The organism is Arcticibacterium sp. SM2516 (assembly GCF_057914865.1).
Genome location: NZ_CP195290.1, coordinates 5,604,103 through 5,630,605, shown reverse-complemented (window position 1 = coordinate 5,630,605; position 26,503 = coordinate 5,604,103). Strand labels below are relative to the sequence as shown.

Sequence of the window (26,503 nt, the reverse complement as noted above, 5' to 3'; positions counted from 1 at the left end):
TTTCACAACTTAAAAACATATTTCTTCACACCTGTTTTAAAAACATTATACCACAGCGTACTTAATTTACAGTAGTACAACTCTAGCATTTCCATTTCCGAATTGACGTTTAAGCCGGCATGGATAATAGGGCCGTGGAAAAGCGTATAACGCATCACATCATTCTGCACCCACTTTATCTTATTGGTGATAGACCCTCCGAGCAAATAAGGTTTTTCAAACTTTCTGGCCAATTGATAGGCTGTCCAAAACATATACCCATAGTACATCATCTCTAGTGTGGCAGACTTTTCTGTTTTATAATTGCAGGTAATCTCCATAATTTGAGCCTCCGTGATGCGGTGTTCGTTATGGTCAAGAATCCTTTGCTTTATGGGCTCCTCAAAAAAATGAAAATACCTGAGTGGAGACAGCTCTACCATATTCAGCACAAAACCCGCTACCGGTTTTTCGGCATGGTAAAACTGAAAGACATAGGCTTTTTCCAAGCAGGCTAAATCCACTTCAAAACCAGAGGCGTTGAAATAATTATGGCTGAAATTTAGAAGTTCGTCGGGTGCGGTAACCCGACGAAAAGTATAAGGTGATAGTTTCATGGTATGAAGTGGTGGTTTATACTTATAAAAGTAACAAAACCAAACCATAAAACTATCAAGCGGCTACAAAAGTCTATTGGCCAAGTTCGCCAATTCAGAACGTTCTCCTTTCGCCAACTTTATATGAGAAAAAAGATGATTCCCTTTCAATTTATCAATCAGATAGGTCAGTCCGTTAGACTGCTCATCCATATAGGGCGTGTCTATTTGGGCAATATCCCCTGTAAAAACAATCTTAGTGCCCTCCCCTGCCCTGGTAATAATGGTTTTGACCTCATGCGGTGTTAAGTTTTGAGCTTCGTCTATAATAAACATGACATTAGAAAGGCTACGCCCTCTTATAAAAGCCAATGCCGTGATAGACAATTTGCCGTTTTCCTGCATTTCATCAATGGCCTTGCTCTTCTTCTCCGTTTCCTTAAACTGCCCTTTAATAAACTTCAGGTTGTCAAAAAGTGGCTGCATATAAGGAGACACCTTTTCTTCCGCACCGCCTGGTAGAAAACCAATTTCCCGATTACTCAATGGAACAATAGGCCTCGCCAAAATAATCTGATGGTATTTATTTCTTTGCTCCAAAGCCGCCGCTAAGGCCAACAGCGTTTTCCCGGTACCCGCCACGCCTTCTATGGCTACCAGTTTTATCTCATCGTTGAGCAGGGAATCTAAAGCAAAAATCTGCTCGGTATTTTTGGGTTTTATACCATAAGCATAACTGCTCTCTACCCGATGAAGCATATCGGTATTTAAATCATACCGTGCCAAAGCCGACTCCGTTCCATTCTTTAAGGTGAAATAGGCATTGGCTGATTTAGATTTACCTAGCATTCCGTTTTCTTCCACCACACCTTTCACATAAAGGTTATGTATAAACTCAGAATCCAGTTTCTCAAAAGCCTGATAACCCTCCGACAGATTGGCCATGTCTTTGACCTTACCCGTGAGGTAATCCTCCGAACGCAGCCCTATGGCCCTAGCCTTTATTCTTAAATTAATGTCTTTGGTGACCAAAATGACATTCTCCTCAGGAGAATTCACCTTTAAAGACAAGGCCGCATTGATGATGCGGTGATCATTCTTGTCACTTCCAAAAACCTCTGAAGCATCTACCATCAACTTCTCCGACTTCATTAAGATTTTCAACCTGCCCTTACTTTTGCCTAAGGCCACCCAGTTGTCGATTCCTGAAATGGTAGAAAGCTTATCCAAAAACCTGATCACCGCCCTGGCCTCAAAGTTATTGGTATCGTTGCCCAGCTTAAAATTATCAAGCTCTTCTAAGACCGTAATGGGAATGGCGACGTCGTTGTCTTCGAAATTGCGGATGGCGTTGTGGTCAAATAATAAAACAGATGTATCTAATACAAATATTTTTTTTGATGATTTTTCTCCCATGTTGACTCGTTTAGAAAGCGTTGGATCCGAAGAGTGTATCCTTATAAAAGTTTAAATGACGATAAATCCAGCACTTAAATTCGACGTGCATAGCATCGCTATGTTTAAAGTGACTTATTTAAAGGCCTTTAGAATTTATAATTGGTTTTCTAATGCACTTTTCGGGTTAATAATACATCAATATAGGGTGAAGCATAAGGACCAGACAAGTAAATGCCTCAGTTTATATTATCATAACACCGTATCATGGGTTATTTCATTAAAATTGTGCATCACAGGAGTAAAATCATCTTATTTAAGATGAAACATCGCATTTCAAAAAACTTAACTAACCGAACTATTTCACCAGCTCTTTCGGTTTATAGGAGCATATGAGTACAACTATGCTTAAGGCAATTGCTGGCCTGTTTTTATTGACCTTATTTTCCTGTAATCCGGAAGAGAACAAAATAGAAGTAAAATACTTCTTCGATTTGGAAAGCATCATCCAGCAGGAAATAGCTTGGCTAGATACGCATAAACCAGAAGTTCAGAAGTTTGTCAAAATAAACGACAAAACGGAAGCGTTTCAAACCAAGGACATCGACTGGAAAAAGGAGCTGGAAATCATACTGCAGTCTGACATCAACAAGGCCGCCTACCGCTTAAGTTATGATACCAAAGAGACCGAGAATGAAATTAGCTACCAGCTCAAAGAGGGTGAAAACCTACCGGTAAATTCATTGACTATTTTAAAGAACGAAAAAGGTGAGGTGATTAAAGTCACTTCAGAACACACCTCAGACAACTACCTGTACAGTTCTCACAAAAATATTATTGCACTATTCCAAGACGGACATCTTTCTTTTTATGACATCAAAGGCTACCAGATGCTTTTTGTGGGCGGTAAAAAAAACTTTGAAATTAACGGAAAACTGTGATACCCGCTACCATGAAATAAGCCCGCTACCATAGCACTTATTATTCTTTTTTCCTATTCTCTCTTGTCGTCATCTGCCAAAAAAATACTTACATCAGTATCAACTTCCCTTTTAGCATATCCATATACGATAATAAGCGTATGACCCGAGGGAAAACCTTTAAAATAATTTAACATCAAGGCTTTTGGGCTCTAGGAGAATGATACTTTGGTCAAAAGTATAGACCACCATACAAAATTTCGATACCTAGAGAACCGTTTTTGATTTTTCTCATATAAAGTTATACTATCAGACGAACCTTTGACCGAATAATAAAAAACGGGTACTTATTTTTTTGTTCATAAACCCAAAATCCCATTCTTGCCGCTACAAAGGAGAACAGCGAATATCTTTTTTCAGGTACTCGCTTCTCTTTAGATTGAAAACTAAAAAAATACGAATGAAAAAGGCACTGATTACCGGTATCACCGGTGAAGAAGGGGCGTATATCGCCGGGTACTTATGTAATCAAGAACAAGTCATCAATAGTATTAAAACAAGAATTCATTTCCCTACAAAAAAGGCAAACGCCATCCAAAATTTTCTAGAAAATACTCTTTCTGTATAGCATATGCTATCAGAGATGGTTTTGACTGTTTGCACGATAAAAAGAATTTTAAGAGATCGTTTCTACAGAACCTTTCTCTACACGGCATAAAACCCGAAAAGAAAAGAGCACCATTCCTTATTTAAGTGCTCTACAAAAAACATAAAGACTGGAAGCAAGGTTTTAAATGATTCTTCCAGCCTGAAAATAAAATTAGAAGTCCAGCATAAATGGGACTGAAAGGGCGGAGCCGTATCCTAAGGCGTATTCTGAAGAGAAAAAAATAACACATTAAGAATTTAGCTATAAACCCAAAGGCTGTTAGAAAGGATAAAAGATAAAGTATTCCTCTTTATTTTTGCCTCCTTAATCATAAACCCCATAAAATGAAGACCTTCTCAAAACTGTTCTTTTTAAGCGTTCTGGCCCTGACTACAAGCTGTGTCAATACCAGCAAGTTCGTTTATTTTCAAGGCGGCGTCACGGCGGCAAATCCTACGTATTTAGAAACCATAGTGGCACCCGTTTCTAAAATAAGCCAAGGCGACATTCTGGCCATCACCGTGAGCAGTTTAAACGAGGAATCCAACGAAATACTTAATTTCCTCAACATCAACACCCTACAAATGTCAACCTTTCCTGGGCAAAGTGGGGGTATAATGGGTTCTAGACAACCTTTGGGTTATAGGGTAGATTCCTCTGGGTCTGTGGTTATCCCGTTTATAGGAAAACAATATTTGAAAGACTTGACCCTGATGCAGGCCAGCGACAAAGTAAAACTAGAAATAGAGCAGTATCTAAAAAACCCTGCGGTCAACGTTCGATTCTTAAATCATAAATTCTCCGTCTTGGGTGAAGTCTCTCAAGTGGGGACGTTTAATTTACTTGATGACAAAACCACCTTACCAGAAGCTTTGGCCATGGCTGGAGATCTAACTATATACGGTAAAAGAGACAGCATCACCATCATTAGAGATGCCCATGGTATCAGAGAAATAGGAACAGTTAACTTACTCAATCGTGAAGTTTTCCAAAGTCCATATTATTATATTAAGAACGGCGATGTGATTTATGTACAACCCATTAAAGGTAAAGTGACCAGTACCGAACAGCGTGTACAATTAGTTCCCATATTTACAGGTATTGCTACCACTATAGCCGTACTACTCAACATCTTTTTGAAATAGTAATTCTCCACAGAAACCTTAATTACTATTAAAACAAAACCCCTCAGTAAAAATGAACAACGACCAAAATATCTGGCAAGAACAAGAAGACGATTTTGACTTACGTTCTTTTGTCTTTAAATACGTACGTTATTGGTATTGGTTTGCTATCTCAATAGTCATCTGCTTGACCGCAGCTTTTTTATATCTCCGCTACAGTACACCCATCTATGAAGTTTCCTCCACTTTATTGGTGAAAGATGAAGACAAGGGTATGAGTTCTGGCATGGAAATGATGGAGGAACTTGACATCATGGGAGGCAGCAAATTGGTAGAAAACGAAATTGAAGTTTTACGCTCCCGGGCATTGATAGAAAAAGTAGTGGATGATTTAAACCTTACTGTGAGCTACTGGAATGAAGGAAGTGTAAGAGATGTTGAGTTATATGATCACTCTCCCCTTAAAATTAATGCGACGGAATTAACAGGATATGCCTTTAAAAACCCGTTATATATTAAGATATTGGATAGCTCGAGATACGCCATGTTGGACGAAAGCAAAGCCCTCATGGGAGAATTTCTTTACTCCGACAGGGTAGACAGCCCCTATGGTTCTATAAGGGTATTTCAAGCGGATAGTTCAACCAAACATACTAGCGACTTTGATTTTAGTAAAGAGCCGATCAAAGTGGTGTTTCAAGATAGAGACGCTTTGGTATCTGATATGATTGAAGGCCTAAATACGGAACTTATTAATCAGAAAAGTACCGTTATTAAACTGAGTTCTGAAAATGCCTTACCCCAAAAGGGAAAAGACATTATGCGTAAATTGTTGGATGAATATGCTTTTGCTTCTTTAGAGGATAAGAACAGAGAGGCTACCAGTACGCTTAACTTTATAGAAGATAGGCTTAAACTCATTACTTCTGAGCTTGGGGATGTGGAACAAGATGTAGAACAATACCGACGCTCTGCAGGCATTACAGACTTAAGTACCGAAGCCAACCTTTTCTTGGAAAAAGTAAAGGACAATGATACCAAACTGAATGAGGTAAACATACAGTTAAAGGTGATGGAAGGGGTGGAAAGATATTTGTCTTCTAACCAAATCGGAAACATCTCACCATCTACCTTGATGGTGAGCGATCCTGTATTGACTTCCTATATCTCGCAATTATCTAATTTGGAAATGGAACGTGAGAAGCTAGCTAGAAGTACAACGGCCTCCAACCCCTTTTTGGAAACCGTCAATACGCAAATGACCAACATCAAACAGGCCATTAAGGAAAATCTAAGAAATCAAAAGTCAGGTTTGCAAGTGACTCAAAATAGCCTTCAAGCTTTAAATGCTAGGTTAGAAGGAGCTATCAGCACCATACCTAGAAAAGAAAGGGAGTATGTAGAAATAAAAAGACAGGCGAGTATTAAAGAAAATTTGTACCTCTTACTACTAAAGAAAAGAGAGGAGACCGCTCTTTCTTATGCAAGTACAGTAACTGATAGTAGGGTGGTAGATTTCCCATACACTTCCAACGAACCCATCAAACCTAAAAAGAAAATAGTTGCTCTTTTAGGACTTTTACTAGGACTGATAATACCTGCAGGAATTATTAACATTAAAGATCTATTAACCAATACCGTTCAATCTAAAAAAGAAATCGAAGATAAAACAGGCTTAACAGTTTTTGGTGAGGTAGGCAGAAAATCGAAAGAAGAAGAAGGTGAAATCTTAGATGTCAACAGTAGATCTTTTATTTCTGAGCAGGTGAGAATGATACGCTCTAATATGCAATACCTCTTTGCAGGAGACAAAGCGAATGAATGCAAAACCATCCTAATTACTTCTTCGACAGGAGGAGAAGGAAAAAGCTTCATTACCACCAATATTGCGGCTTCTTTAGGTTTATTAGACAAGAAGGTTGTTATCCTCGGTTTAGACCTAAGAAAACCAAAGATCAATGAATATTTGGATGTCTTGAATCATAAAGGGGTATCCACTTATCTGATTGGCCAAGAGACAGAGTCAGAATTGATTCAAGCCACCATGATGAAGAACGTTTATATTATACCCTCAGGACCCATTCCTCCCAACCCCTCCGAACTCATAGCTAACGGAAAACTGGATGAACTCATTCAAGTTTTAAAACCCTCTTTTGACTTTATTCTGATAGATACGCCACCGACCACACTAGTGACGGATGCCGAATTAATGGCACCTCTAGCCGATGCGTGTTTTTATCTGGTGCGACATGAAAGTACGCCAAAAGCCTATTTGCAACATATAAAAACACTTAAGACAAAAAACGTTTTCAAGTCTCTTAATCTCATATTCAATGCCGTGAATTACAAGAATTCAGCAGACTATGGCTATGGCTATGGCTATGGTTATGGCTATGGCAATACTTACTATGGAGAAAAGAAAGGAAAAAATACATTAGATAAACTGAAAGATAACTTCAAAAAAATCTTTAAATCATAAATTCATTAAAAAACATACGGAGTATGGAAAAATCGGAAAATGTAGTTTGGGAATGCGATTATTTAGAAAAAAAAGACTTCAATAGTCTTTTAGGCCAAAAAGGGTGCGTCTTATGGTTTACAGGTCTGAGCGGTTCAGGCAAATCTACATTGGCCAAGGCTACTCAAAAAGCTCTTTTTGAACTACAAAAATATGCAGTAGTATTGGATGGTGATAATATACGTCATGGTTTAAATAAAAACTTAAGCTTCTCGGAAGATGATAGAAACGAAAACATAAGACGTGTTAGCGAAGTTTGCAGGCTATTCACAGACCATGGAGCCATTATAGTAACAGCTTTTATATCACCATTTCGTCAAGACAGAATAAATGCAAAAAATGTCATTGGAGACGATAATTTCATAGAAGTCCATGTAGCCACTCCCCTAGAAGTTTGTATCAAAAGGGATGTCAAGGGATTATATGAAAAAGCAATAAAAGGAGAGATAAAGAATTTTACGGGCATTTCTCAGACTTATGAGGAGCCTGCAACACCTAAAATCACCATTAATACAGATTCAGAAAGTCTTGATGATTCCGTAAAAAGAGTTATCGCATTTTTAAAAGGAGAAGGATATATCTAGAATGGATATCAACTTAGTTTTAGTTTTAGCAACCTTAGTTGCAGTAACCATCATACTTATCCTTGGCTTAGCAGACATAGCCATGACCGTTATCAGTGGATTACTCTTTCTGATGCTCACCAGCGTTATTACCGTAAAAGAAGGGCTATCTGGATTTGCCAACGAAGGCATGTTAACTATAGCTTTGTTATATATTATTGCCAATGCAGTCAAACAAACAGGCATATTGGATCGATTCTCGAACAGTTTAATGGGAGATTTTAATGGCAGTTATTCCAAATCATTGGCAAGAATAGGCCTTCCTGTTGCAGGAATTTCTGCTTTCATGAATAATACCCCAGTAGTAGCACTTCTTATTCCCATTGTTAAATCCTGGTGCCGAAGCAAAGGAATATCCGCCTCCAAGTTCCTTATACCTATCTCCTATTTTACCATAGTAGGTGGTACCTGCACCTTAATAGGAACCTCTACGACCTTGATTGTTCATGGAATGCTTCTTGATGCTGGAGATATCGGATTTACCTTTTTTGAACCCTTCAAGATTGGCGTATTTTTAGTTCTATTTGCCTTTCTATACATCATCTTTATAGCTCATAGAATACTACCTAATAATGAAGACAACATGGTCACGTTAGACCATACCACCAGAGATTTTGTAGTCTCTCTAAGAGTAACCGAAAGCTTTAAGAGCTTGGGTAAGAGTATTGAGCAAGCAGGACTAAGAAAACTAACCGGTCTCTATTTGTTCCAAATTTTAAGAGAACGCAATTATATAACCGCTGTAAATCCTGAAGAAAAGCTTATTGTTGGAGATAGACTTTTCTTTACTGGCATACCAGCTACCATCTTCGAACTTCAAAAAATAGATGGATTGGAGCTTATTGATGAAAACGAAGCCGCATTTGGCAAAGACGGCTTTCAATGCTTTGAAGCCGTGATATCAAATGGCTCTCCCCTTTTAGGAAGACTAGTGAAAAATAGCAATTTCAGAGAAATGTACGACGCCGTCATTTTGGCCATACACAGACACGGACATCGATTAAACGAGAAAATAGGTGCAGTTACCTTAAAAGAAGGAGATACTCTTTTGATTCTTGCCAAGTCTAATTTTGCACATAAATGGTATCACTCCAAAGACTTCCTATTGGTGACAGAAGCCGAAGATTTTGGTCAAAAAAGTCAAAAACAAAGCTGGTTAATCATTCTGGTTCTTCTCTCTGTAGTTCTTTTAGCCTCCTTAAATGTACTACCTATGTTTTTGGCCGCTGCTTTAGGAGTTGCTACCTTATTTGGCACTAAAGTCATTAATCTTTTGGAAGCCATTAAATCTATTAATTGGAAAGTACTTTTAGTCATTGCTTCTGCATTTGGCATTTCTAAAGCCGTAACTAATGTGGGTATACCTCAGGCTCTGAGTGATTCTTTGATAAGTCTTTCTGGAGATCTAGGCCTATGGGGTTTATTGATTTGCCTAATTGCAGGCACCATGCTACTCAGTGAATTTATTAACAATGCAGCAGCCGCAACCATATTATTTCCCATCACCATTTTCTTGGCAGAAAGTACAGGATACCCTTTACATGCCTTTGCTCTTGCCCTTCTTTTTGGGGCTACCTCTTCTTTCTCCACGCCCATCGGCTATCAAACCAACATGATGGTACAGGGGCCTGGGAATTATTCTTACAAAGATTATATCAAAGTAGGCTTACCACTAAATCTTATCTCTTGTTTGGTAGCCACTACTTCCATTTTTTATTGGTTTAAATAATATATAGATGACAACAACACTTGACACTAATAGAAGCTTCCCAAGACAATTAGAAGACGAAGCCATATACATTATGAGAGAGGTAGCCGCTCAGTTTGAAAAGCCTGCTTTACTTTTTTCTTGTGGAAAAGACTCCATTACTTTGGTGAGATTAGCACAAAAAGCCTTTCATCCAGGGAAAATACCTTTCCCTCTTTTACATGTAGATACGGGACATAACTTCCCAGAAACCATTGAATTTCGAGACAAATTAGTAAAGGAGTTAAACTTAGATCTGCTGGTAGGCAGTGTGGAACAATCCATCAAAGAAGGTAAGGTAAAAGAGGAAACCGGTAAATACGCAAGTAGAAATGCTCTTCAGACCGTTACTCTTTTAGAAGCTGTTGAATCCAATAAATTTGACGCTTGTATGGGTGGAGCCAGAAGAGACGAAGAAAAAGCAAGAGCTAAAGAAAGAATTTTTAGTGTAAGAGATGATTTTGGACAGTGGGATGCTAAAAAACAAAGGCCAGAAATGTTTGATATGCTTAACGGCGATATTGAAATAGGAGAAAATGTAAGAGTATTCCCCATCTCTAACTGGACAGAACTAGATGTTTGGAATTATATCAAAGAAGAAAAAATTGAAATTCCTTCGGTATACTTCGCCCATAAAAGAAAAGTATTTGAAAGAGATGGTATGATTTGGTCAGACTCCGAATTTGTAAACAGAATGGACGATGAAGAAATCTTTGAGGAAACCGTAAGATTTAGAACATTAGGAGATATGACTTGTACAGCCGCAGTGAAGTCCACAGCAGATAACATTGATACCATCATTGATGAAATACTCAGTGCGGAAATATCTGAAAGAGGAGCAAGAATAGACGACAAACGCTCGGAGGCAGCGATGGAAAAACGTAAGCAACAAGGTTACTTTTAATAAAACCTATTGTCAGTGCAAAAGGGAAATGTCAGTCTGAGCGAAGCGACGGGCGTTCCTGTTGAAGACAGTTCTAATTGTTGAAGATGGCATGAGGTTCTCGACTACGCTCGAACTGACATAAAGGGAAAAGAAGCTCTTGGATAGCTTGACCTAGAAAAGATTTTAGATTACTAAGAAGAAACAAATGGATATTTTAAAAATAGCAACGGCAGGTTCGGTAGATGATGGTAAAAGTACTTTAATAGGACGTTTACTTTATGAAACCAAGTCTATCACCAAAGACAAAATAGAAGCACTAGAAATGGCTTCTAAAAGAAAAGGTTTAGATTTTACTGACCTTTCTCTCCTTACTGATGGCTTGATAGCTGAGCGTGAGCAGGGTATAACGATAGATGTGGCTCATATCTATTTTAATACCCCAACTCGTAAATATATTATTGCAGATACACCTGGTCATTTAGAGTATACCAGAAATATGATTACCGGAGCCAGTAATGCGTCTGTTTCCATTATTCTTATTGACTCTAGAAATGGCATTTCAGAACAAACCAAAAGACATTATTATATCAGCCAACTTCTTCGCATAGAGAATGTAGTAGTGGCGGTCAATAAAATGGATTTGGTAGATTACTCCGAAGAAAAGTACAATGCCATTAAAACGGAATTTGAAAACACCGTAGGAAAGGCGGGATTTGAAGGTCAGAAAATTACCTTTATTCCTATATCCTCTTTATACGGAGACAATATGACACTCAAATCCGATAAAACACCTTGGTATAACGGCGACGCTCTACTTGGAATTTTAGAGAACATAGAATCTAAAGTAGCCAGATTTAGTGCAGAAAACATTCCTGCACGCTTAGGTGTGCAATATGTCATAAGACCAAAAACAGAAGCTTATCATGATTTCAGAGGATATTCTGGTAGAATTAGCAGTGGAGAATTCAAAGTAGGCGACCAAATAACGGCCTTGCCTAGTGGGAAAACCTCTAAAATAAAGACTATAGAACGCTTTGAAGAAAAATTAAATACAGCCCCCGCTGGTTTTTCGGTTAATATAACTTTAGAAGATGATATTGACATTAGTAGAGGAAACATGTTGGCTAAAAGCTCAAACATTCCAGACAGTCTAAAAGAAATAACCGCCAGAATATGCTGGATGGATAGCACTGCCTTGACCGCTGGAAAAACCATGCTTCTTCAGCACGGCGTAAATAAACAAAAGGCTAAAATTCTTTCCATTGAAAGTGTATTAGATATCACCATTTTAGAAGAAGCTCCAGAAAGAAACGACATAAAACTTAATGAAATAGGTGAAGTAAAAATCAAACTAGCAGGTGAAATTTTCGTGGACAAATATGTAGATAACCCTGCTAATGGAGCCTTTATCCTCATTGACCCTATGACAAACAATACTTCTGGCTTGGGCTTTATACTTTAAACCAATATTTAATGACTAATACAGAACTTTTAGACATCGCCATTAAAGCATCCTTAGATGCCGGAAAGGCCATCATGACCATATACAATTCTGATGATTTCGGTATTGAAACCAAAGGAGATAATTCTCCTTTAACCAAGGCCGACCTTGCCGCTCATAAGGAAATAGTGGCACAGTTGTCTTTAACCAACATCCCTGTACTATCTGAAGAAGGAAAAAACATTCCTTATGAAGAAAGAAAAAACTGGGATAGACTTTGGATAGTTGACCCTATAGATGGTACCAAAGAGTTTATCAAGAAAAATGGAGAGTTTACGGTTAATATTGCTTTGATAGAAAATCAAATTCCAATATTGAGTGTGGTTTATGCACCTGCCACAGGAGAGCTCTATTTTGCTGAAAAAAGTATCGGCTCTTTTAAGGCACTGTTGAATAATACCAGTACAGCCTCATTGGTAGATATTAAAAGTAAAGCCAAAACATTGCCCATACATAAGGGACGTATAAGCTATACCGTTGTCGCCAGTAAATCTCATCTTTCTCCTGAAACTGAAGACTATATAGCTGACCTAAAAAAGGAGCATGGAGAAATAGAAGTCATTTCAAGAGGGAGTTCCTTAAAACTATGCATGGTGGCAGAAGGTTTAGCAGACTGCTACCCAAGATTTGCCCCAACCATGGAGTGGGATACCGCAGCAGGACAAGGTATATGTATATATGCGGGTAAAAAAGTAATGGATTGGCAAACGAAAGAGCCTATGCTTTACAATAGAGAAAACCTACTTAATAATTGGTTTTTAGTAAGTTGAGCAATGATAAAAAAACTAAAAGATAAAGTTCTAAGCCTTGATGAACATACCCTCGAGGTTGTTCGCAAATCCTCCGCCTCTATGGTTGTGAAGATTAGTGGCTTGGTGGTTGCTTTATTAGTAAGTATTTATTTAGGTCGTACCCTTGGTCCTGAAGGACTTGGTATTATAGATCTATCCATTCGTATAGCCAGCATTATGCTTGTCTTTACACTTTTCGGCATGAATAATGTCTTAATTAAAAATATCGCTATTGCCCATGACCAAAATCAACCGAAAAATATTGCAGATAATATATATACCTCTCTTGTTTTTAATGGTGCTTTAGCTTTTTCCTTATCTCTTACTATTTATTTCCTAAGCCCATTGATTTGTAATGAATGGATGAACATGCCAGAACTACTCATACCTCTAAGAATAGCCACTCTCATGGTAATCCCGCAAACATTCTCCAGAATCTTTGCTTCGGGTTTAAATGGTTTTAAAAAAGTATGGCAGAGTAATTTGGTTAACGAGTCTCTAAGTCACTGGGTAGCAGGCTTAGGCTTTTTGACTTTATACATTCTTAAGACAAATATAGATGTGGTCTTAGTGGCCATGATCTACGCCATTGCTAGGATTATAGTTCTTTCCAGTATTTTTATCTATTGGAAAACTCTTTTTAAGTATACCGCTAAGAGAACTTGGCATTTAAAACAAATGTTCAAACCGGCCTTAGCATTATTATTGGTAACGAGTACTAGTGTTTTAGCTTCCAATGCCGATGCCGTGATGCTGGGTTGGTTAAGCGATGCAAAGGAAGTCGGGATTTATTCAGTAGCAGCCAGATTGGCCACCTTAATGATTTTCTTTTTAGTAGTTACCAACTCCGCTGTTTCTCCAAAACTAGCGGCCCTATATGCTAAAAAAGATATTTCAGGTATGCAAATAATGGTTTCTAGAATTACTAAATTTTTATTAATTATAGCTCTAATTTTCCTATTAAGTTTTGTTCTGGCTGGGCATTTTCTTTTAGGTTTCTGGGGAAATGATTTCCAAGCGGCCTATTATGTGTTACTTCTTTTGGCTATTGGACAATTTATCAATATCTCCACTGGTTGCTCAGGTATGCTCCTTATTATGTGTGGATATGAAAATATTCACGGTTATATTTCACTTGGCACTCTTCTTATAAACATTTTACTTAATTTCTTTTTAATAAATGAATATGACAGTATTGGTGCCGCGATGGCAACTGCTATATCAGTAATTCTAGAGAATTTAATGAAAGTCTATTACGCAAAAAGTAAGACAGGAATCTTAACATTGCCAATGAATTAATTGATATCTTTATTACAAGTGCTCAAAAAGTAATATCCTGAATTTACTTGCTCCCTAATAGGTTATAAATAGCATTATCATAAAACATTAAAATTTTAACCCGATATGGTTCATATAGACTAAGATAATTTAAATGAATATTCTATAATTTAACTGCCGGCTATTTCTCATCCAAATACATTAAAATAGAACTCTGAAATATAGGATTATGTAAATACGAGTAAGAAAATAGTTATAATTGCGAAAAGCACAACAATAGATAGAAATAAAAGTTGACGCAGAAATCCCAATTGTACGCGACTTTACTGCCAAACTCAGAAATCTATAGTGGAACTCTAACATAATGCATCTGACCATTCCCTTAATTTCTATAATAAATATTGCACCTTAAATTAAACCTATTTTTAGTCATAATAATCACGAATTCTTAGTCAATTCGATTCTTCAAATTCTAAAACTAAAACTGACAAATTTCTAAATATGATAAATTTTTTAGGTCTTGGTGTACAAAAATCTGCCACAACAACAATACATGATGTATTGAGGCATCACCCAGAAGTTTTTCTGCCTAATCAGAAAGAGTTGCACTTTTTTGATATGACTAAGAACTATATACTTGGAAAAGAATGGTATTTCCATTCTTTCTTTAAAAATGTTGTAGAAGATAAACATAAAATCATTGGTGAAATAACACCAGACTATATTTATTTCCCACATTGTGCTCAGCGTATATATGAAACTTTAGGCGATAAGGTAAAGTTTATTGTAGTTTTTAGAAACCCTGTTGAAAGAGCTCTATCTCACTATAACATGTCCGTAAGATTAGGAATTGAAAAGAGAAATTTTAAAGATGCTTTTAATCACTCTTTCAACAGTTTAAACGCAGAAAAAGAATGGGATAAAATGAGTTTTGACTACAAAGAAAAAGGGAAGTACTTTAATCAAATAATGAATTTTTTTGAAATTTTCCCAAAAGAAAACTTCCTTTTTCTTACTTATGAAAAAGACATTAAGGGAGATAATTTAAAAGAGAGTTTAATAAAAATTCAAAGGTTTCTAGGCATTACAGAGATCCCTTTACTTACGAATAAAAAGAGTAATACGGCATTTACTCCAAAATATCTTTGGTTAAATCGTGCTCTTCGCACAAAGAATCCTATTAAAAAAACTATTGGTTCTATCATAAGTAAAGAATCCAAAATAAAGATCATGAAATGGGTATATCGTTGGAACAAGGGCAAATCCACTTATTCCCATTCCTTAAGTAAAACAGAAAAAAATATCCTATTCGAAACCCATTACTTAGCAGATACTAAACAGCTATCTGATTTGTTAGCAATTAATTTTCTTGAAATTTGGCATGAAAAATAAATTACCAAACCTATTAATCATCGGCGTTTTCAAAGGCGGCACAACATCCCTTTTTCATTATTTAATATCTCACCCTGAAATTTTTGGTAGTACTAAGAAAGAAATTCACTTTTTTTCGCCTTTAGTTTATCAAACAAAAAAAGAATTAGGCACTATTGAATATTACTCTTCATTTTTTAAAGGACAAAAAAATGAACAATACCTTCTCGAGGCATCGCCTTCCTATTTCTATGGGAAAAGGGATGTCATTATGGAGATGAATAAAATATTAAATCCCAACCATAAGGTTATTTTAGTTCTAAGAAACCCACTAGAAAGATTATTTTCATATTATAAATTTATCAAAAGTCGATATCTTATTGATAGGAACGAAAGTTTTAAAGAGTTCATTGAAAAATGTAAGGAAGAGGACACCCTAGGTGACCAAATGGAAATTGGAACATATAAAAATGGAATAAAAGAGGGAATGTATAGTAAGTTTATAGACCCTTGGATCGCTTTCTATCAGGATAGACTTAAAATAGTTTTCTTCGATGATTTAAAGTCAAATCCAGAAGAAGTATTAAAAAATATTTGTAATTGGCTTCAAATTGACAATGACCATTTCAACAATTTCTCATTTGAAATCGAGAATAAAACAACAACTCCAAAAAACCGTATTCTTCAAACTTTTGCTTTACGTTTAAATCGACATTTTGAATCTTTCTGGTTAAAAAATAAAGCCTTGAAATCATGGCTTAGAAACAAGTACTATACCATAAATGGCAAAAAAACAGACCAAAATTCTGAAGAAGATCAAGCTAGTATAAAACAGAATGCTGACCTTTTCTTAGAATCAAATAATCTCTTGCTCAAACAATTAAAGAAATTTGATGACAATTTAATACTTCCCACTTGGCTATCACCAAAATAAAACTTAAAACTTCGCAAAGACTTCTTCTTTTCCTCTTTGTAATTCATCCCTTCTTAGGTGGGGATATGTTTACTCTTTTACTTTTACCCATACTTTTGATGTACTTTGAAAGCAAAAAAATTGATTTAAAACCAAAAGATTATTATTTAAAATACCTTTTCTATATTATTATTTTAGGAATAATAGTAGGTCTTGTTCAAGTGGAAAAAATTGATTTAAATTTTCTGAGAGATATCTGGTTATATACCAAACCCGTAATAATAATGATTGTAGCGATATCATTAATTAGAAGTTCCGTACCTTCCTTAAAATTCACAGAAATCCTAATAGTTTCAGGTGGGCTTTCTTCTGCACTCTGGCATTTTATAGAGATAGTTAACGTATCAGGTTTTAATAACATTCCACTTCATGAGATAAGAAACTCAACCAGGGCATCCAGTTGGATTGAGGTCATTGCCTTCTCATTGCTAATTTATAAACTAATTAAAATTAGGAGAAGCAAACTGTATCTTATACTTCTTTTGATAATTGGAATTTCTATTTTCCTTTTTGTTTCCAGAACAATGCTTTTACTTACTATAATATTTACTTTTTCACTTTTCAGCAATTTATTAAAAAAACGAAAATTTGCTGTTGGTTTTGTTATACTAAGCTGCTTTTTAGCAACCACAATTGTTCTTTCCACCTATTCTACCACAAAAAACCTATCTTTAGAAAGATTCATATTTAAATTAGAAAAATCACCTTCTGAACTACTAGTCACTTCAGATAACTTAACAAACGCTGAAATAAACGAAAGATGGAGAGGTTATGAGTCATTTAAAGCTTTCAATCAAACAAATAAATCTGGTATAATTACTACAATAATTGGCGAGGGCTTTGGCTCTTTATTGGACTTAGGTTTAACAATTAAATTGGGTAATAAAGATTTCAGATATATCCCAAAATTGCATAACGGTTTTGCTCAACTTTTTTGGAAAAACGGCATCATTGGAATCTGTCTATATTTACTTTTCATAGTCAGTTTATATTATCAAACTTTTAAAATTGAAATACCACAAATTAGAAGTCTCACCCAAGCAATTATAATTTGTATTACATTTTCGACTTTTACTATTGGCGGAATATACAACCAGCACACTCTAGATTTGTCCCTTATAGTTGTAATTCTATTTCTATCACTTCCAAACATAATTAAAAATGAAAGCCAAAAATAACTTGGATAAGATCAGATACTATCTGAAACAAAAGCTAAAGATAACCATATTGGGTTTAAGATTTGAAAGCATTAAGGGGCGAATAGATGGTGAAAAAGTTATATTAAATTCATTGCCAAAATCCGGTACTCATTTACTGGAAAACCTATTTTTCAATATTTCAAAATATAGACATTATGGATATAAAACACTCATGATAAACTCTCATGATAATAGCTTCGAGAGAAAAAAAAAGTATATTTCTAAACTTAAAAAAGGACATTTCGTACCTAGTCATATACAATACAATCCTTTAATAGAGAATATTCTAAAAAGTAATGACATTAAAGTTATAAATTTAATTAGAGATCCTAGAGATGTGCTTTTTTCACATCTTAATTACGTTACCAACATGGATAAATCTCATAAAAGCTATCCATTTTTTTCCAAACTTTCCAATGATGACGAAAGGTTTGAATTATTATTAAATGGCGAAGATCTTATTGTAGAACCATTCGAAAATGTTCTAAACAAGTTTATCCCTTGGAACCATATTGAAAATTGTCTTACAATCAAATTTGAAGATTTAATAGGTCCATCAGGTAATGGCACTAAAGTAAGCCAAATTGAAGAAATAAAAAGAATAATTCAATTCTTAAATATTGATTATTCTGATAATCGAATAACTGAATTGTCCGAAAAGGTATTTTCAAAGAACAGCTCAACCTTTAGTAAAGGAAAAGCTGGAGGGTGGGAATCTAAAATCTCAAGTCATCAAAAGGAATTAATTAAAAAAACTTCAATACAAAAATTTTTAGTTGACTTTAAATATGAAATTGATGACCAGTGGTAAGAAACACGTTAATTTAGTTTATATCATTATTGTAAATTACAACTCATGGTCTGATACCATTGAATGTGTAGAGGCAATCATGAACTCAGAATATCCGAACTACAAAATTATTGTTATAGACAATAAATCACCAAACAATTCTGTCAATGAAATTTATAACGGCCTTACAATTAAATATAAAACTTCTTGCTGCCCTGATTTTTCAATCAATTTATGTCATAAAAACGATATTTCTTCCATAGACAGGCATTTGATTTCCATTGTACGCAATGATGAAAATACAGGTTTTGCTGCGGGAAACAATATTGCTCTATCTTTTTTGTTAAATAAAGATGGGTTTGCTTTTCTACTAAACCCAGACATGATTATTGAACCCAATACCTTAACTAAATTAATTAAGACGGCTAAATCTTCAAACCCTAAAACCATATTGACTTGTAATATTTATGATTACTTTGATAAAAAAAGAAAAATATATTCAGGTCTTGCTAAGTTCAATAAATTAACTGGAACAATTAAAGAACTTTCTAATCAAAAAATGTCATCAGCTGATTATGTCTGTGGAGGAGCATTATTTACAGATATAAGGTCTTTTAAAATCCTCGGACTTTTGCCACTTGACTATTTCTTATATTGGGAAGATACAGATTGGTGTTATAAGGCAAAAAATATGGGATATTCTCTTATGACTGTTTCAGAAGCCAAATCATTTGATAAAGGTGGAACCTCAATAGGTAGAGGCTATTTAGCCGAATATTACTACACAAGAAATGCTTTAATTTTTTTTAAAAAAATTAAAAAACAATATTTAACTATTATTATTTCAAACTTATTTTTTAGGCTACCTAAAAAGCTACTCCTTTTCCAGTTTTCACGAGCTAAAGCAGTAGTTAACGGTACTCTAGATTTTCTATTAAAAACACCATAATAAAACAATTTTGACTAAAATCAAATTACTCGTTGATGCTCACATTTTTGATAAAGAGCGGCAAGGAACAACCACATATATTAAGGGTTTTTACAATTCTTTTATTGAAAATTATTCAGATTCTTATGATGTTTACTTTTGTGCTTCAGATATAGAGGCCTTATCTTATCATTTTCCTAAGGTAAAACCCAGTAGATTTATAAAACTACGATACAAAAATCAATATCATCGGTTACTTTTTGAGGTTCCTCGAATTATAAAAGAGTATAAGATTGACTATGCTCATTTTCAACAAATAATTCCATTTGTGAAAAATTGTAAATTTATAATTACTATTCACGATTTACTCTTTATTGACGTACCTGATAAGTTTTCATTTTCATATAGGCTTTCTAGAAATTTTCTTTTTAAACGAGCTCTTTTAAAAAGTGAAATTAAGTTAACCGTTTCTGAATATTCAAAGAATTCTATTCGGAAACATTATGGGATCAATCAAGTTCTGATTACCCCGAATGCCATAAATTCAGAATTTCGACGTACTATTAATCTTGAAAAGGCTAAGAAAATAGCAAAGTCAGAATACGGACTTGATAAATATATACTATATGTCTCTCGTATAGAGTCCAGAAAAAATCATTTGGCATTATTAAAGGCATTTGATGAATTGGATTTGTGGAGTCAAGGATATCAATTAGTCTTTATTGGAAGGAATGATATAAAAGTTAAAGAACTGGAATCTTACATAGAAGCTTTAGATACAGTAAAACGAAATAAGTTTATTTGGCTTCAGAATGTTGGTGATGAGCAAATACTTCAATTATATAAAGCAGCTGAGTTATTTGTCTATCCAAGCTTGGCAGAGGGTTTTGGAATCCCACCTATTGAGGCCGCTGCACTTGGTGTAAATGTAATTTGTTCCAATTTAACTGCTATGTCTGATTTTAAGTTTTTAGAAGAAAACTTATTCAATCCTTTAATTTGGGATCAATTTATTAAGGTATTAAAAGAAAATACTTTTAATAGACCCGCAAAGGAATTATTAGAGAAAAGAAGTGAGTATGTGCTAAAAAACTATGATTGGAAAGTTGGTGCAGAAATTCTTCATAAAGAAATTCAAAAAATCAATAAGTGAAAATAGCAATACTAGGAACAAGAGGAATCCCAAACAACTACGGTGGTTTTGAACAGTTAGCGGAAAATCTTTCTGTGTATTTAGTTAAGAAGGGGCATTCCGTTACTGTCTATAATTCTCATAATCATCCTTACCAAGAAAAGGAATGGAATGGGGTTATTATTCAACACTGCTATGATCCCGAAAACAAATACGGAACTATAGGCCAGTTTATTTATGATTTAAATTGTATTAGACATATACGCAAAAGTAATTTTGATATAATACTCCAGTTAGGATACACTAGCAGTACTATTTGGGGCTGGTTATTGCCATCTAAAGCAATTACTACCACTAATATGGATGGTTTAGAATGGAAGAGGAGCAAGTATTCTAAACCTATTCGTAAATTTCTTGAATTTGCAGAATTCCTGGGTACTAAATTCAGTGATTATTGGATTTCAGATTCCATAGGTATTCAAAACTATTTGAAAGAGAAATACAAGATAGACTCTACGTATATAGCATATGGTGCGACACTTTTTAGCAATCCAGATAAAAAAGATTTAGACCAATATGGTTTGGAAGCTTTTCAGTATGATTTGATAATAGCCCGTATGGAACCGGAAAATAATATCGAGGCTATTGTGGATGGTTACCTTAACTCAAATAGGAAGAGGAAACTAGTTATCATAGGAAGGACTAATACCAGTTTAGGGCAAACCCTAAAGCATAAATGTAAAGACCATAAGGCTGTAATGTTTCTGGAAGCCATTTATAATATTAATATTCTTAATAATTTAAGATATTTTTCGAACCTATACTTTCATGGACATTCCGTAGGAGGAACTAACCCCTCCCTACTGGAAGCTATGGCCTCTAATGCTTTAATATGTGCCAATGATAATATTTTCAATAAGTCTATCTTAGAAGAAGATGCCTTCTATTTTTCTTCCTCACAAGAAATTAGCCGTTATATTGATAGTACCGAAAAAGAAAATCATGAAATGATGATTAAAGGAAATAGTAAAAAAATAGCCATGAAATACGACTGGGAAATTATAAACCAACAGTATCTAAACCATTTAGAAGAAATATTTTCACAAGGAAAACTAAAATAAAATGACAGAAAGTAAACTCAATAATATTCTCATATTTAAGCCACGTAAATTTGAAGATGAAAGGGGGTATTTTTTTGAATCCTATAACCCTCAACTATTTATAAATGCGGGAACAAAGGCTCCGAATTTTGTACAAGACAATCAGTCCTTTTCAAAAAAAGGAGTATTACGAGGTCTTCATTTCCAAACCGGAGAATTTGCACAAGGTAAACTTGTGAGAGTAATTCAGGGCAAAGTATTGGATGTTGCGGTAGACTTAAGACAAAATTCTAGCACTTTTGGTCAGTATGAGTTTTTTGAACTAGATGGCCTGGAAAACAAAATGGTTTATATCCCTGAAGGCTTTGCTCATGGCTTTTTAACCTTGGAAGATGATACCATATTCTCCTATAAATGTACGGCTAGCTATAATAAGGCGTCTGAAGGAGGGCTTATTTGGAACGACCCCACGCTTAATATTCAGTGGCCAGATATAGATACCATTGTTTCAGAAAAAGATCTAATTCTTCCAAAATTTGATAAAAACACCAAATACTTCTAATTTTTACCATGAAAAATAAAACTATTTTAATAACCGGCGGAGCAGGTTTCATTGGAAGCCATGTGGTGCGGCTTTTTGTAGAAAAATACTCAGATTACCAAATAGTTAATCTTGACAAGCTAACCTACGCAGGTAATCTAGAAAATCTAAAAGACCTTAAAGATGCCCCAAATTATACTTTTGAGAAAGGAGATATTGTTGATGCAGCGTTTATTGATAGCCTTTTTTATAAATATAACTTTGACGGCGTAATTCATTTGGCGGCAGAGTCTCATGTAGATAGATCTATTACGGATCCCATGGCTTTTGTGATGACAAACGTTATAGGAACAGTAAATTTATTAAATGCTGCCAAAAGAAGCTGGAAAGACAATTATGAAGGTAAAAGGTTTTATCACGTTTCTACTGACGAAGTTTACGGAGAATTACATGATCCTGAAACCTTCTTTTTAGAAGATACCAGTTATGACCCAAGGTCTCCATATTCGGCTTCTAAAGCGAGTTCCGATCATTTCGTGAGAGCATATCACAGTACTTATGGTTTGCCCGTAGTTATTTCAAACTGTTCTAATAATTACGGCCCAAATCATTTCCCAGAGAAACTTATTCCACTGATGATAAACAACATCAAGAATAAGAAGCCATTACCAGTATATGGTAAGGGAGAAAATGTAAGGGATTGGCTATATGTATTGGACCATGCTAGAGCCATTGATATGATATATCATAATGGAGCAGTAGGAGAAACTTTTAATATTGGTGGAAATAACGAATGGACCAATATTGACTTGGTACATCTACTTTGCGACACCATGGATAAGAAATTAGGTCAGGAAATGGGTAGTTCTAGAGCATTGATAACGTATGTTACAGATAGAGCTGGTCATGATTTAAGATATGCTATAGATGCGACCAAGCTAATGAATACACTGGGTTGGGAACCTTCCGTTACTTTTGAAGAGGGTTTAGACAAAACAGTAGATTGGTACCTGAATAACTGGGCGTGGATATCTAATATCACTTCTGGAGATTATCAGAAGTATTATGAAAAAATGTATAACTAAATTCACTCTTAACAAATTAAAATTATGAAAGGAATAATATTAGCAGGAGGTTCAGGAACACGTTTACACCCTTTAACACTTGCTGTAAGTAAACAGTTAATGCCGGTTTATGACAAACCCATGATTTATTATCCTTTGTCTATCTTGATGCTTTCTGGGATTAAGGAGGTTTTGATCATATCTACTCCGCACGATCTTCCTCATTTTGAAAAACTATTAGGAGATGGTTCTCAAATAGGCTGTAAGTTAAGTTACGCAGAGCAGCCAAGTCCTGATGGTTTAGCTCAAGCATTTATTATAGGCGAAGAATTTATTGGTAAGGACAGTGTGGCATTGGTATTAGGTGATAATATCTTCTACGGCTCAGGCCTAAGTAAACTATTACAATCTTGTGCCGACCCATCTGGAGGAATTGTTTTTGCATACCCTGTACACGACCCAGAAAGATATGGCGTTGTGGAATTTGATGACACACTAAAAGCCATCTCTATAGAAGAAAAGCCAAATAAGCCTAAAAGTAATTATGCCGTACCAGGTTTGTATTTCTATGACAACAGCGTAGTAGAAATAGCCAAGAATATAGAGCCATCTCCAAGAGGGGAACTAGAAATAACGGATATCAATAAAGTATATCTTAAAGAAGGAAAGCTAAAAGTTGGGGTGATGGATAGAGGCACCGCTTGGCTAGATACAGGTACTTTTAATTCTTTAATGCAGGCAGGTCAGTTTGTTCAAGTCATTGAAGAAAGACAGGGTTTAAAAATTGGCTGTATAGAAGAGGTGGCTTATAGAATGGGTTACATTTCTAAAGAGCAGCTAAAAGCCATTGCTGAGCCCTTGGTTAAATCTGGATATGGTGAATATTTAAATAACATATTAAAAAACTGATGAGCATTTTAGTTTTAGGCGGTAAAGGCCAATTAGGCCAATGTTTACAAAAAATTGCTGCAGAACAGGGGCTATTGGATATCCATTTTTTAGACGAAGTGGAAGGAGACATTCTGAATACAGCACTGTTAAGAGATTTAGTAAAGCAAAGAAACATTTCTTGGGTAATTAACTGTGCGGCATATACGGCAGTGGACAAAGCTGAGGAGCAAGAAGAAATAGCCCGAAAGATAAATAAAGACGGGGCTCTCAACATAGCCAAGGTTTGTAAAGAATTTGGAGTTAAACTTATTCATATTTCTACCGATTTTATCTTTAAAGGAAATTCTCCTAAACTATTGAATGAAACAGACCCAACTGTTCCTGTGAGTGTATATGGTTTAACAAAACTAGAGGGAGAAGAAAGCATTGTCAATACCATGGAAGAATACTTTATTCTCCGTACAAGTTGGCTATATTCAGAGTTTGAGAACAACTTTGTCAAAACCATGCTCAAACTAGGCACATCTAGAACAGAACTAGGCGTAATAGCTGACCAAATAGGAAGTCCGACTTATGCCATAGATTTAGCTAAATGTGTGCTAGATATAATTAAATCTTCTGAAACAAAGTATGGTATATACCATTATAGTAATGAAGGTGCCATATCATGGTATGATTTTTCGAAAGCCATATTTGAAATAGCTGGCATAAATACTAATGTAAAACCTTTAAGAACAGACCAGTACCCAACAAAAGCTCAAAGACCCGCCTTTAGTGCTATGGATAAATCAAAAATAAAGGAAGTTTACCCAGAAGTTGAGGTTCCCTATTGGAGAGATAGTTTGAAGCGTTGTCTAAGTGCCCTTGAAATGCAATGACTCTTTGACACTCTCTGTAACCTTTTGAAAAAACACGCTTGATTAATGTTCGTAATCAAATCATCAGTAGAGGGCTCGTGACGGGAATTGCATTTCAATTGTATACCGTATCCCATTTTATCCGACTCCCCTCTCCTTTCCAAATGATTTTCTTAAAGGGCATATACCGAATCATATTGTGAGAAGCAGCATAACATTTCTAAGAATTGATTTTTTGAGAGCTCTCCAGCCAAAAGCATTTTGGGAAAAAGAAATTCTTAAAACTTTGGTTTTATGTTTATTACTGGCTGTCGCAGTAGAAGTTGATCAAATTTTCAAAGTGTTTAGAACTTTTGACTGGGCAGATATATTTTACGCTCTTCTTGGATCAATACTGGGCATCCTGCTTGGGTTCTTATGGCTTAAATTAAAAAAAGCATGCTATCGAGTTTAGAGAAATATCACATTTGAAATGTGATTATTCCAAGTTAAAATATTCGATAATTTAGTATAAAATACTCATTTTCACCGATTAATAAATAAAATTTAAAATCTTCTTAAAATACCATTATTTTTTTTAAGTTCGTACGTTAATACACTTACACATTTAACTATAGTCATTCAATTAAATCTTTTTAAATTATGTTAAGCAAAATGAATACACGTCTCCCAATTTTAGCCTTGTGCCTTTTCATGGCATTCGGTCTTTCTAATTGTAAGAAAGATCCTGTAGAAGAACCGATAGAATATAACTTTGATGATGATTTCAAAGATATTGAAGTAGAAGTGATCACTGAAACGGAACCTGCCCCTGTTACAAGTACAGCAGCTAGTGTTACAAACTCTGCTGCTACGGAAGCCGCAGCTCAAGCTTTGGCCTCTGGGACAGAAACTACAGAAGTCACTGCAGCCTCTTCAGCAGCAGCCAGCATTCTTACGGAAGACGAAGCCACTAGTTTATCTGCCGCCTTGGAAGCTGATGGCGAACTTACAGCAGCACAACAAACTGAATTAAATGCTTTATTGGCAAGCAGTTCCTTTGCCGCTTTCTTACCAACTTCTGTTGCCCCAACCGTGGACGGTGCTACCATAAGTGCAAGAAAGAGCAATACCTCTATGAATGAGGTGGTTGCTTTGAATTTGACAGAAATGCTTTTAGGCGTTTCTGATGCTTGTTCTGACGCTGTAACAGCCTCTTATACACCAGTTAAAACCAAGTTGGATGCTGCCAAAGCATCTGAAGAAGCAAAAGTAAATGCTACTTTTGCCAGCAAACAAACGGCCATTACGGCTGAACATACCGCTGCTTTGGCTGCTGTAGCCACCAAATGGACAACTGCCAAGGCTCAGGCTTTAGCATCTAGAACCGCTTTATTAGCGATAGTTACTAAGCCATATCATAGAGTGATAGTGAACATCATATACAAAATGACGATTGCTAGTATAAATGCTTCAGAAACTTTGGACAAAAAAGCAGTAGACACTGTACGCGACAAAAAAGTTACCAACGCTACTGCTGCTAAAAATACAGATTTAGCAAAAGCTTTAGCTAATTATACCACTGCATTAAACAAAGCAAAGGCTGCAGCAGCTGCTGCAGGAGCATCTTGCCATAACCAAGGTGGTTCTATTTAATTTTGTTAGACTTTT

At 35.5% G+C, this 26,503-nt stretch carries 25 protein-coding genes; 23 read left to right on the top strand and 2 right to left on the bottom strand.

Translation table 11 applies throughout. The annotated features are described in order from the left end of the window. Positions 1-2: 2 nt before the first annotated feature. A complete protein-coding gene (locus tag ACSBFT_RS22945; RefSeq protein ID WP_489602598.1) occupies positions 3-596 on the bottom strand; it encodes a hypothetical protein in 594 nt (197 codons plus the stop codon). 63 nt (positions 597-659) lie between these two features. Then, positions 660-1,991 carry a PhoH family protein gene (locus tag ACSBFT_RS22940; protein WP_489602597.1) on the bottom strand — a complete coding sequence of 444 codons (1,332 nt, stop codon included), beginning with the start codon at positions 1,989-1,991 and terminating at the stop codon, positions 660-662. A gap of 383 nt (positions 1,992-2,374) precedes the next feature. Between ACSBFT_RS22940 and ACSBFT_RS22935 the strand changes: the two genes are divergently transcribed. From ACSBFT_RS22935 to ACSBFT_RS22825, 23 genes are all read left to right on the top strand, one after another. Continuing rightward, entirely contained in the window at positions 2,375-2,911 is a 537-nt protein-coding gene (locus tag ACSBFT_RS22935; RefSeq protein WP_489602596.1) for a hypothetical protein, read from the top strand. A gap of 439 nt (positions 2,912-3,350) precedes the next feature. Then, entirely contained in the window at positions 3,351-3,518 is a 168-nt protein-coding gene (locus ACSBFT_RS22930; protein ID WP_489602595.1) for a hypothetical protein, read from the top strand. Positions 3,519-3,883: 365 nt separating this feature from the next. Next, positions 3,884-4,684 carry a polysaccharide biosynthesis/export family protein gene (locus ACSBFT_RS22925; RefSeq protein WP_489602594.1) on the top strand — a complete coding sequence of 267 codons (801 nt, stop codon included), beginning with the start codon at positions 3,884-3,886 and terminating at the stop codon, positions 4,682-4,684. A gap of 52 nt (positions 4,685-4,736) precedes the next feature. Then, a complete protein-coding gene (locus ACSBFT_RS22920; protein ID WP_489602593.1) occupies positions 4,737-7,142 on the top strand; it encodes a GumC family protein in 2,406 nt (801 codons plus the stop codon). A gap of 23 nt (positions 7,143-7,165) precedes the next feature. Next, complete coding sequence (cysC, locus tag ACSBFT_RS22915) at positions 7,166-7,765, top strand: adenylyl-sulfate kinase (protein ID WP_489602592.1); 600 nt, start codon at positions 7,166-7,168, stop codon at positions 7,763-7,765. 1 nt (position 7,766) lies between these two features. After that, positions 7,767-9,533: an SLC13 family permease gene (locus ACSBFT_RS22910; protein ID WP_489602591.1), complete on the top strand. Its 1,767-nt coding sequence runs from the start codon at positions 7,767-7,769 to the stop codon at positions 9,531-9,533. Between the two features lie 7 nt (positions 9,534-9,540). Continuing rightward, on the top strand, positions 9,541-10,455 hold the full coding sequence (cysD, locus tag ACSBFT_RS22905; RefSeq protein ID WP_489602590.1) for a sulfate adenylyltransferase subunit CysD: 915 nt from the start codon (positions 9,541-9,543) through the stop codon (positions 10,453-10,455). Between the two features lie 187 nt (positions 10,456-10,642). Beyond that, complete coding sequence (locus tag ACSBFT_RS22900; RefSeq protein WP_489602589.1) at positions 10,643-11,899, top strand: sulfate adenylyltransferase subunit 1; 1,257 nt, start codon at positions 10,643-10,645, stop codon at positions 11,897-11,899. Positions 11,900-11,910: 11 nt separating this feature from the next. After that, a complete protein-coding gene (gene cysQ, locus ACSBFT_RS22895; protein WP_489602588.1) occupies positions 11,911-12,708 on the top strand; it encodes a 3'(2'),5'-bisphosphate nucleotidase CysQ in 798 nt (265 codons plus the stop codon). 3 nt (positions 12,709-12,711) lie between these two features. Next, positions 12,712-14,028: a flippase gene (locus ACSBFT_RS22890; protein ID WP_489602587.1), complete on the top strand. Its 1,317-nt coding sequence runs from the start codon at positions 12,712-12,714 to the stop codon at positions 14,026-14,028. Between the two features lie 480 nt (positions 14,029-14,508). Next, positions 14,509-15,399 (top strand): sulfotransferase domain-containing protein, encoded by an 891-nt coding sequence (locus tag ACSBFT_RS22885; protein ID WP_489602586.1) that lies wholly within the window; start codon positions 14,509-14,511, stop codon positions 15,397-15,399. After that, positions 15,389-16,312 carry a sulfotransferase family protein gene (locus tag ACSBFT_RS22880; RefSeq protein WP_489602585.1) on the top strand — a complete coding sequence of 308 codons (924 nt, stop codon included), beginning with the start codon at positions 15,389-15,391 and terminating at the stop codon, positions 16,310-16,312. The genes ACSBFT_RS22885 and ACSBFT_RS22880 overlap by 11 nt, the downstream gene beginning before the upstream one ends. Then, a complete protein-coding gene (locus ACSBFT_RS22875) occupies positions 16,294-17,529 on the top strand; it encodes a hypothetical protein (RefSeq protein ID WP_489602584.1) in 1,236 nt (411 codons plus the stop codon). The genes ACSBFT_RS22880 and ACSBFT_RS22875 overlap by 19 nt, the downstream gene beginning before the upstream one ends. Further along, a complete protein-coding gene (locus tag ACSBFT_RS22870; RefSeq protein ID WP_489602583.1) occupies positions 17,513-18,361 on the top strand; it encodes a sulfotransferase domain-containing protein in 849 nt (282 codons plus the stop codon). Before ACSBFT_RS22875 ends, ACSBFT_RS22870 begins: the two co-directional genes overlap by 17 nt. Then, positions 18,348-19,289, top strand: coding sequence for a glycosyltransferase family 2 protein (locus ACSBFT_RS22865; protein ID WP_489602582.1), 942 nt, complete (start codon positions 18,348-18,350; stop codon positions 19,287-19,289). The genes ACSBFT_RS22870 and ACSBFT_RS22865 overlap by 14 nt, the downstream gene beginning before the upstream one ends. Before the next feature lie 10 nt (positions 19,290-19,299). After that, on the top strand, positions 19,300-20,421 hold the full coding sequence (locus ACSBFT_RS22860; protein WP_489602581.1) for a glycosyltransferase family 4 protein: 1,122 nt from the start codon (positions 19,300-19,302) through the stop codon (positions 20,419-20,421). Continuing rightward, a complete protein-coding gene (locus ACSBFT_RS22855; protein ID WP_489602580.1) occupies positions 20,418-21,521 on the top strand; it encodes a DUF1972 domain-containing protein in 1,104 nt (367 codons plus the stop codon). The genes ACSBFT_RS22860 and ACSBFT_RS22855 overlap by 4 nt, the downstream gene beginning before the upstream one ends. Position 21,522: 1 nt before the next feature. Beyond that, positions 21,523-22,062 (top strand): dTDP-4-dehydrorhamnose 3,5-epimerase, encoded by a 540-nt coding sequence (rfbC, locus tag ACSBFT_RS22850; RefSeq protein WP_489602579.1) that lies wholly within the window; start codon positions 21,523-21,525, stop codon positions 22,060-22,062. 8 nt (positions 22,063-22,070) lie between these two features. Next, a complete protein-coding gene (rfbB, locus tag ACSBFT_RS22845; protein ID WP_489602578.1) occupies positions 22,071-23,126 on the top strand; it encodes a dTDP-glucose 4,6-dehydratase in 1,056 nt (351 codons plus the stop codon). 24 nt (positions 23,127-23,150) lie between these two features. Further along, entirely contained in the window at positions 23,151-24,014 is an 864-nt protein-coding gene (gene rfbA / locus ACSBFT_RS22840) for a glucose-1-phosphate thymidylyltransferase RfbA (RefSeq protein WP_489602577.1), read from the top strand. Further along, positions 24,014-24,874 (top strand): dTDP-4-dehydrorhamnose reductase, encoded by an 861-nt coding sequence (gene rfbD / locus ACSBFT_RS22835; protein ID WP_489602576.1) that lies wholly within the window; start codon positions 24,014-24,016, stop codon positions 24,872-24,874. The genes rfbA and rfbD overlap by 1 nt, the downstream gene beginning before the upstream one ends. A gap of 178 nt (positions 24,875-25,052) precedes the next feature. Then, positions 25,053-25,307, top strand: coding sequence for a VanZ family protein (locus ACSBFT_RS22830; RefSeq protein ID WP_489602575.1), 255 nt, complete (start codon positions 25,053-25,055; stop codon positions 25,305-25,307). Positions 25,308-25,507: 200 nt separating this feature from the next. Further along, on the top strand, positions 25,508-26,488 hold the full coding sequence (locus ACSBFT_RS22825; protein WP_489602574.1) for a hypothetical protein: 981 nt from the start codon (positions 25,508-25,510) through the stop codon (positions 26,486-26,488). Positions 26,489-26,503 lie beyond the last annotated feature (15 nt).

What these genes read in the sequence shown, in the direction of transcription:
- ACSBFT_RS22945 (WP_489602598.1), bottom strand. Translation starts at nt 596, where the DNA reads ATGAAACTATCACCTTATACTTTTCGTCGGGTTACCGCACCCGACGAA.
- ACSBFT_RS22940 (WP_489602597.1), bottom strand. Translation starts at nt 1,991, where the DNA reads ATGGGAGAAAAATCATCAAAAAAAATATTTGTATTAGATACATCTGTT.
- ACSBFT_RS22935 (WP_489602596.1), top strand. Translation starts at nt 2,375, where the DNA reads ATGCTTAAGGCAATTGCTGGCCTGTTTTTATTGACCTTATTTTCCTGT.
- ACSBFT_RS22930 (WP_489602595.1), top strand. Translation starts at nt 3,351, where the DNA reads ATGAAAAAGGCACTGATTACCGGTATCACCGGTGAAGAAGGGGCGTAT.
- ACSBFT_RS22925 (WP_489602594.1), top strand. Translation starts at nt 3,884, where the DNA reads ATGAAGACCTTCTCAAAACTGTTCTTTTTAAGCGTTCTGGCCCTGACT.
- ACSBFT_RS22920 (WP_489602593.1), top strand. Translation starts at nt 4,737, where the DNA reads ATGAACAACGACCAAAATATCTGGCAAGAACAAGAAGACGATTTTGAC.
- cysC (WP_489602592.1), top strand. Translation starts at nt 7,166, where the DNA reads ATGGAAAAATCGGAAAATGTAGTTTGGGAATGCGATTATTTAGAAAAA.
- ACSBFT_RS22910 (WP_489602591.1), top strand. Translation starts at nt 7,767, where the DNA reads ATGGATATCAACTTAGTTTTAGTTTTAGCAACCTTAGTTGCAGTAACC.
- cysD (WP_489602590.1), top strand. Translation starts at nt 9,541, where the DNA reads ATGACAACAACACTTGACACTAATAGAAGCTTCCCAAGACAATTAGAA.
- ACSBFT_RS22900 (WP_489602589.1), top strand. Translation starts at nt 10,643, where the DNA reads ATGGATATTTTAAAAATAGCAACGGCAGGTTCGGTAGATGATGGTAAA.
- cysQ (WP_489602588.1), top strand. Translation starts at nt 11,911, where the DNA reads ATGACTAATACAGAACTTTTAGACATCGCCATTAAAGCATCCTTAGAT.
- ACSBFT_RS22890 (WP_489602587.1), top strand. Translation starts at nt 12,712, where the DNA reads ATGATAAAAAAACTAAAAGATAAAGTTCTAAGCCTTGATGAACATACC.
- ACSBFT_RS22885 (WP_489602586.1), top strand. Translation starts at nt 14,509, where the DNA reads ATGATAAATTTTTTAGGTCTTGGTGTACAAAAATCTGCCACAACAACA.
- ACSBFT_RS22880 (WP_489602585.1), top strand. Translation starts at nt 15,389, where the DNA reads ATGAAAAATAAATTACCAAACCTATTAATCATCGGCGTTTTCAAAGGC.
- ACSBFT_RS22870 (WP_489602583.1), top strand. Translation starts at nt 17,513, where the DNA reads ATGAAAGCCAAAAATAACTTGGATAAGATCAGATACTATCTGAAACAA.
- ACSBFT_RS22865 (WP_489602582.1), top strand. Translation starts at nt 18,348, where the DNA reads ATGACCAGTGGTAAGAAACACGTTAATTTAGTTTATATCATTATTGTA.
- rfbC (WP_489602579.1), top strand. Translation starts at nt 21,523, where the DNA reads ATGACAGAAAGTAAACTCAATAATATTCTCATATTTAAGCCACGTAAA.
- rfbB (WP_489602578.1), top strand. Translation starts at nt 22,071, where the DNA reads ATGAAAAATAAAACTATTTTAATAACCGGCGGAGCAGGTTTCATTGGA.
- rfbA (WP_489602577.1), top strand. Translation starts at nt 23,151, where the DNA reads ATGAAAGGAATAATATTAGCAGGAGGTTCAGGAACACGTTTACACCCT.
- rfbD (WP_489602576.1), top strand. Translation starts at nt 24,014, where the DNA reads ATGAGCATTTTAGTTTTAGGCGGTAAAGGCCAATTAGGCCAATGTTTA.
- ACSBFT_RS22825 (WP_489602574.1), top strand. Translation starts at nt 25,508, where the DNA reads ATGAATACACGTCTCCCAATTTTAGCCTTGTGCCTTTTCATGGCATTC.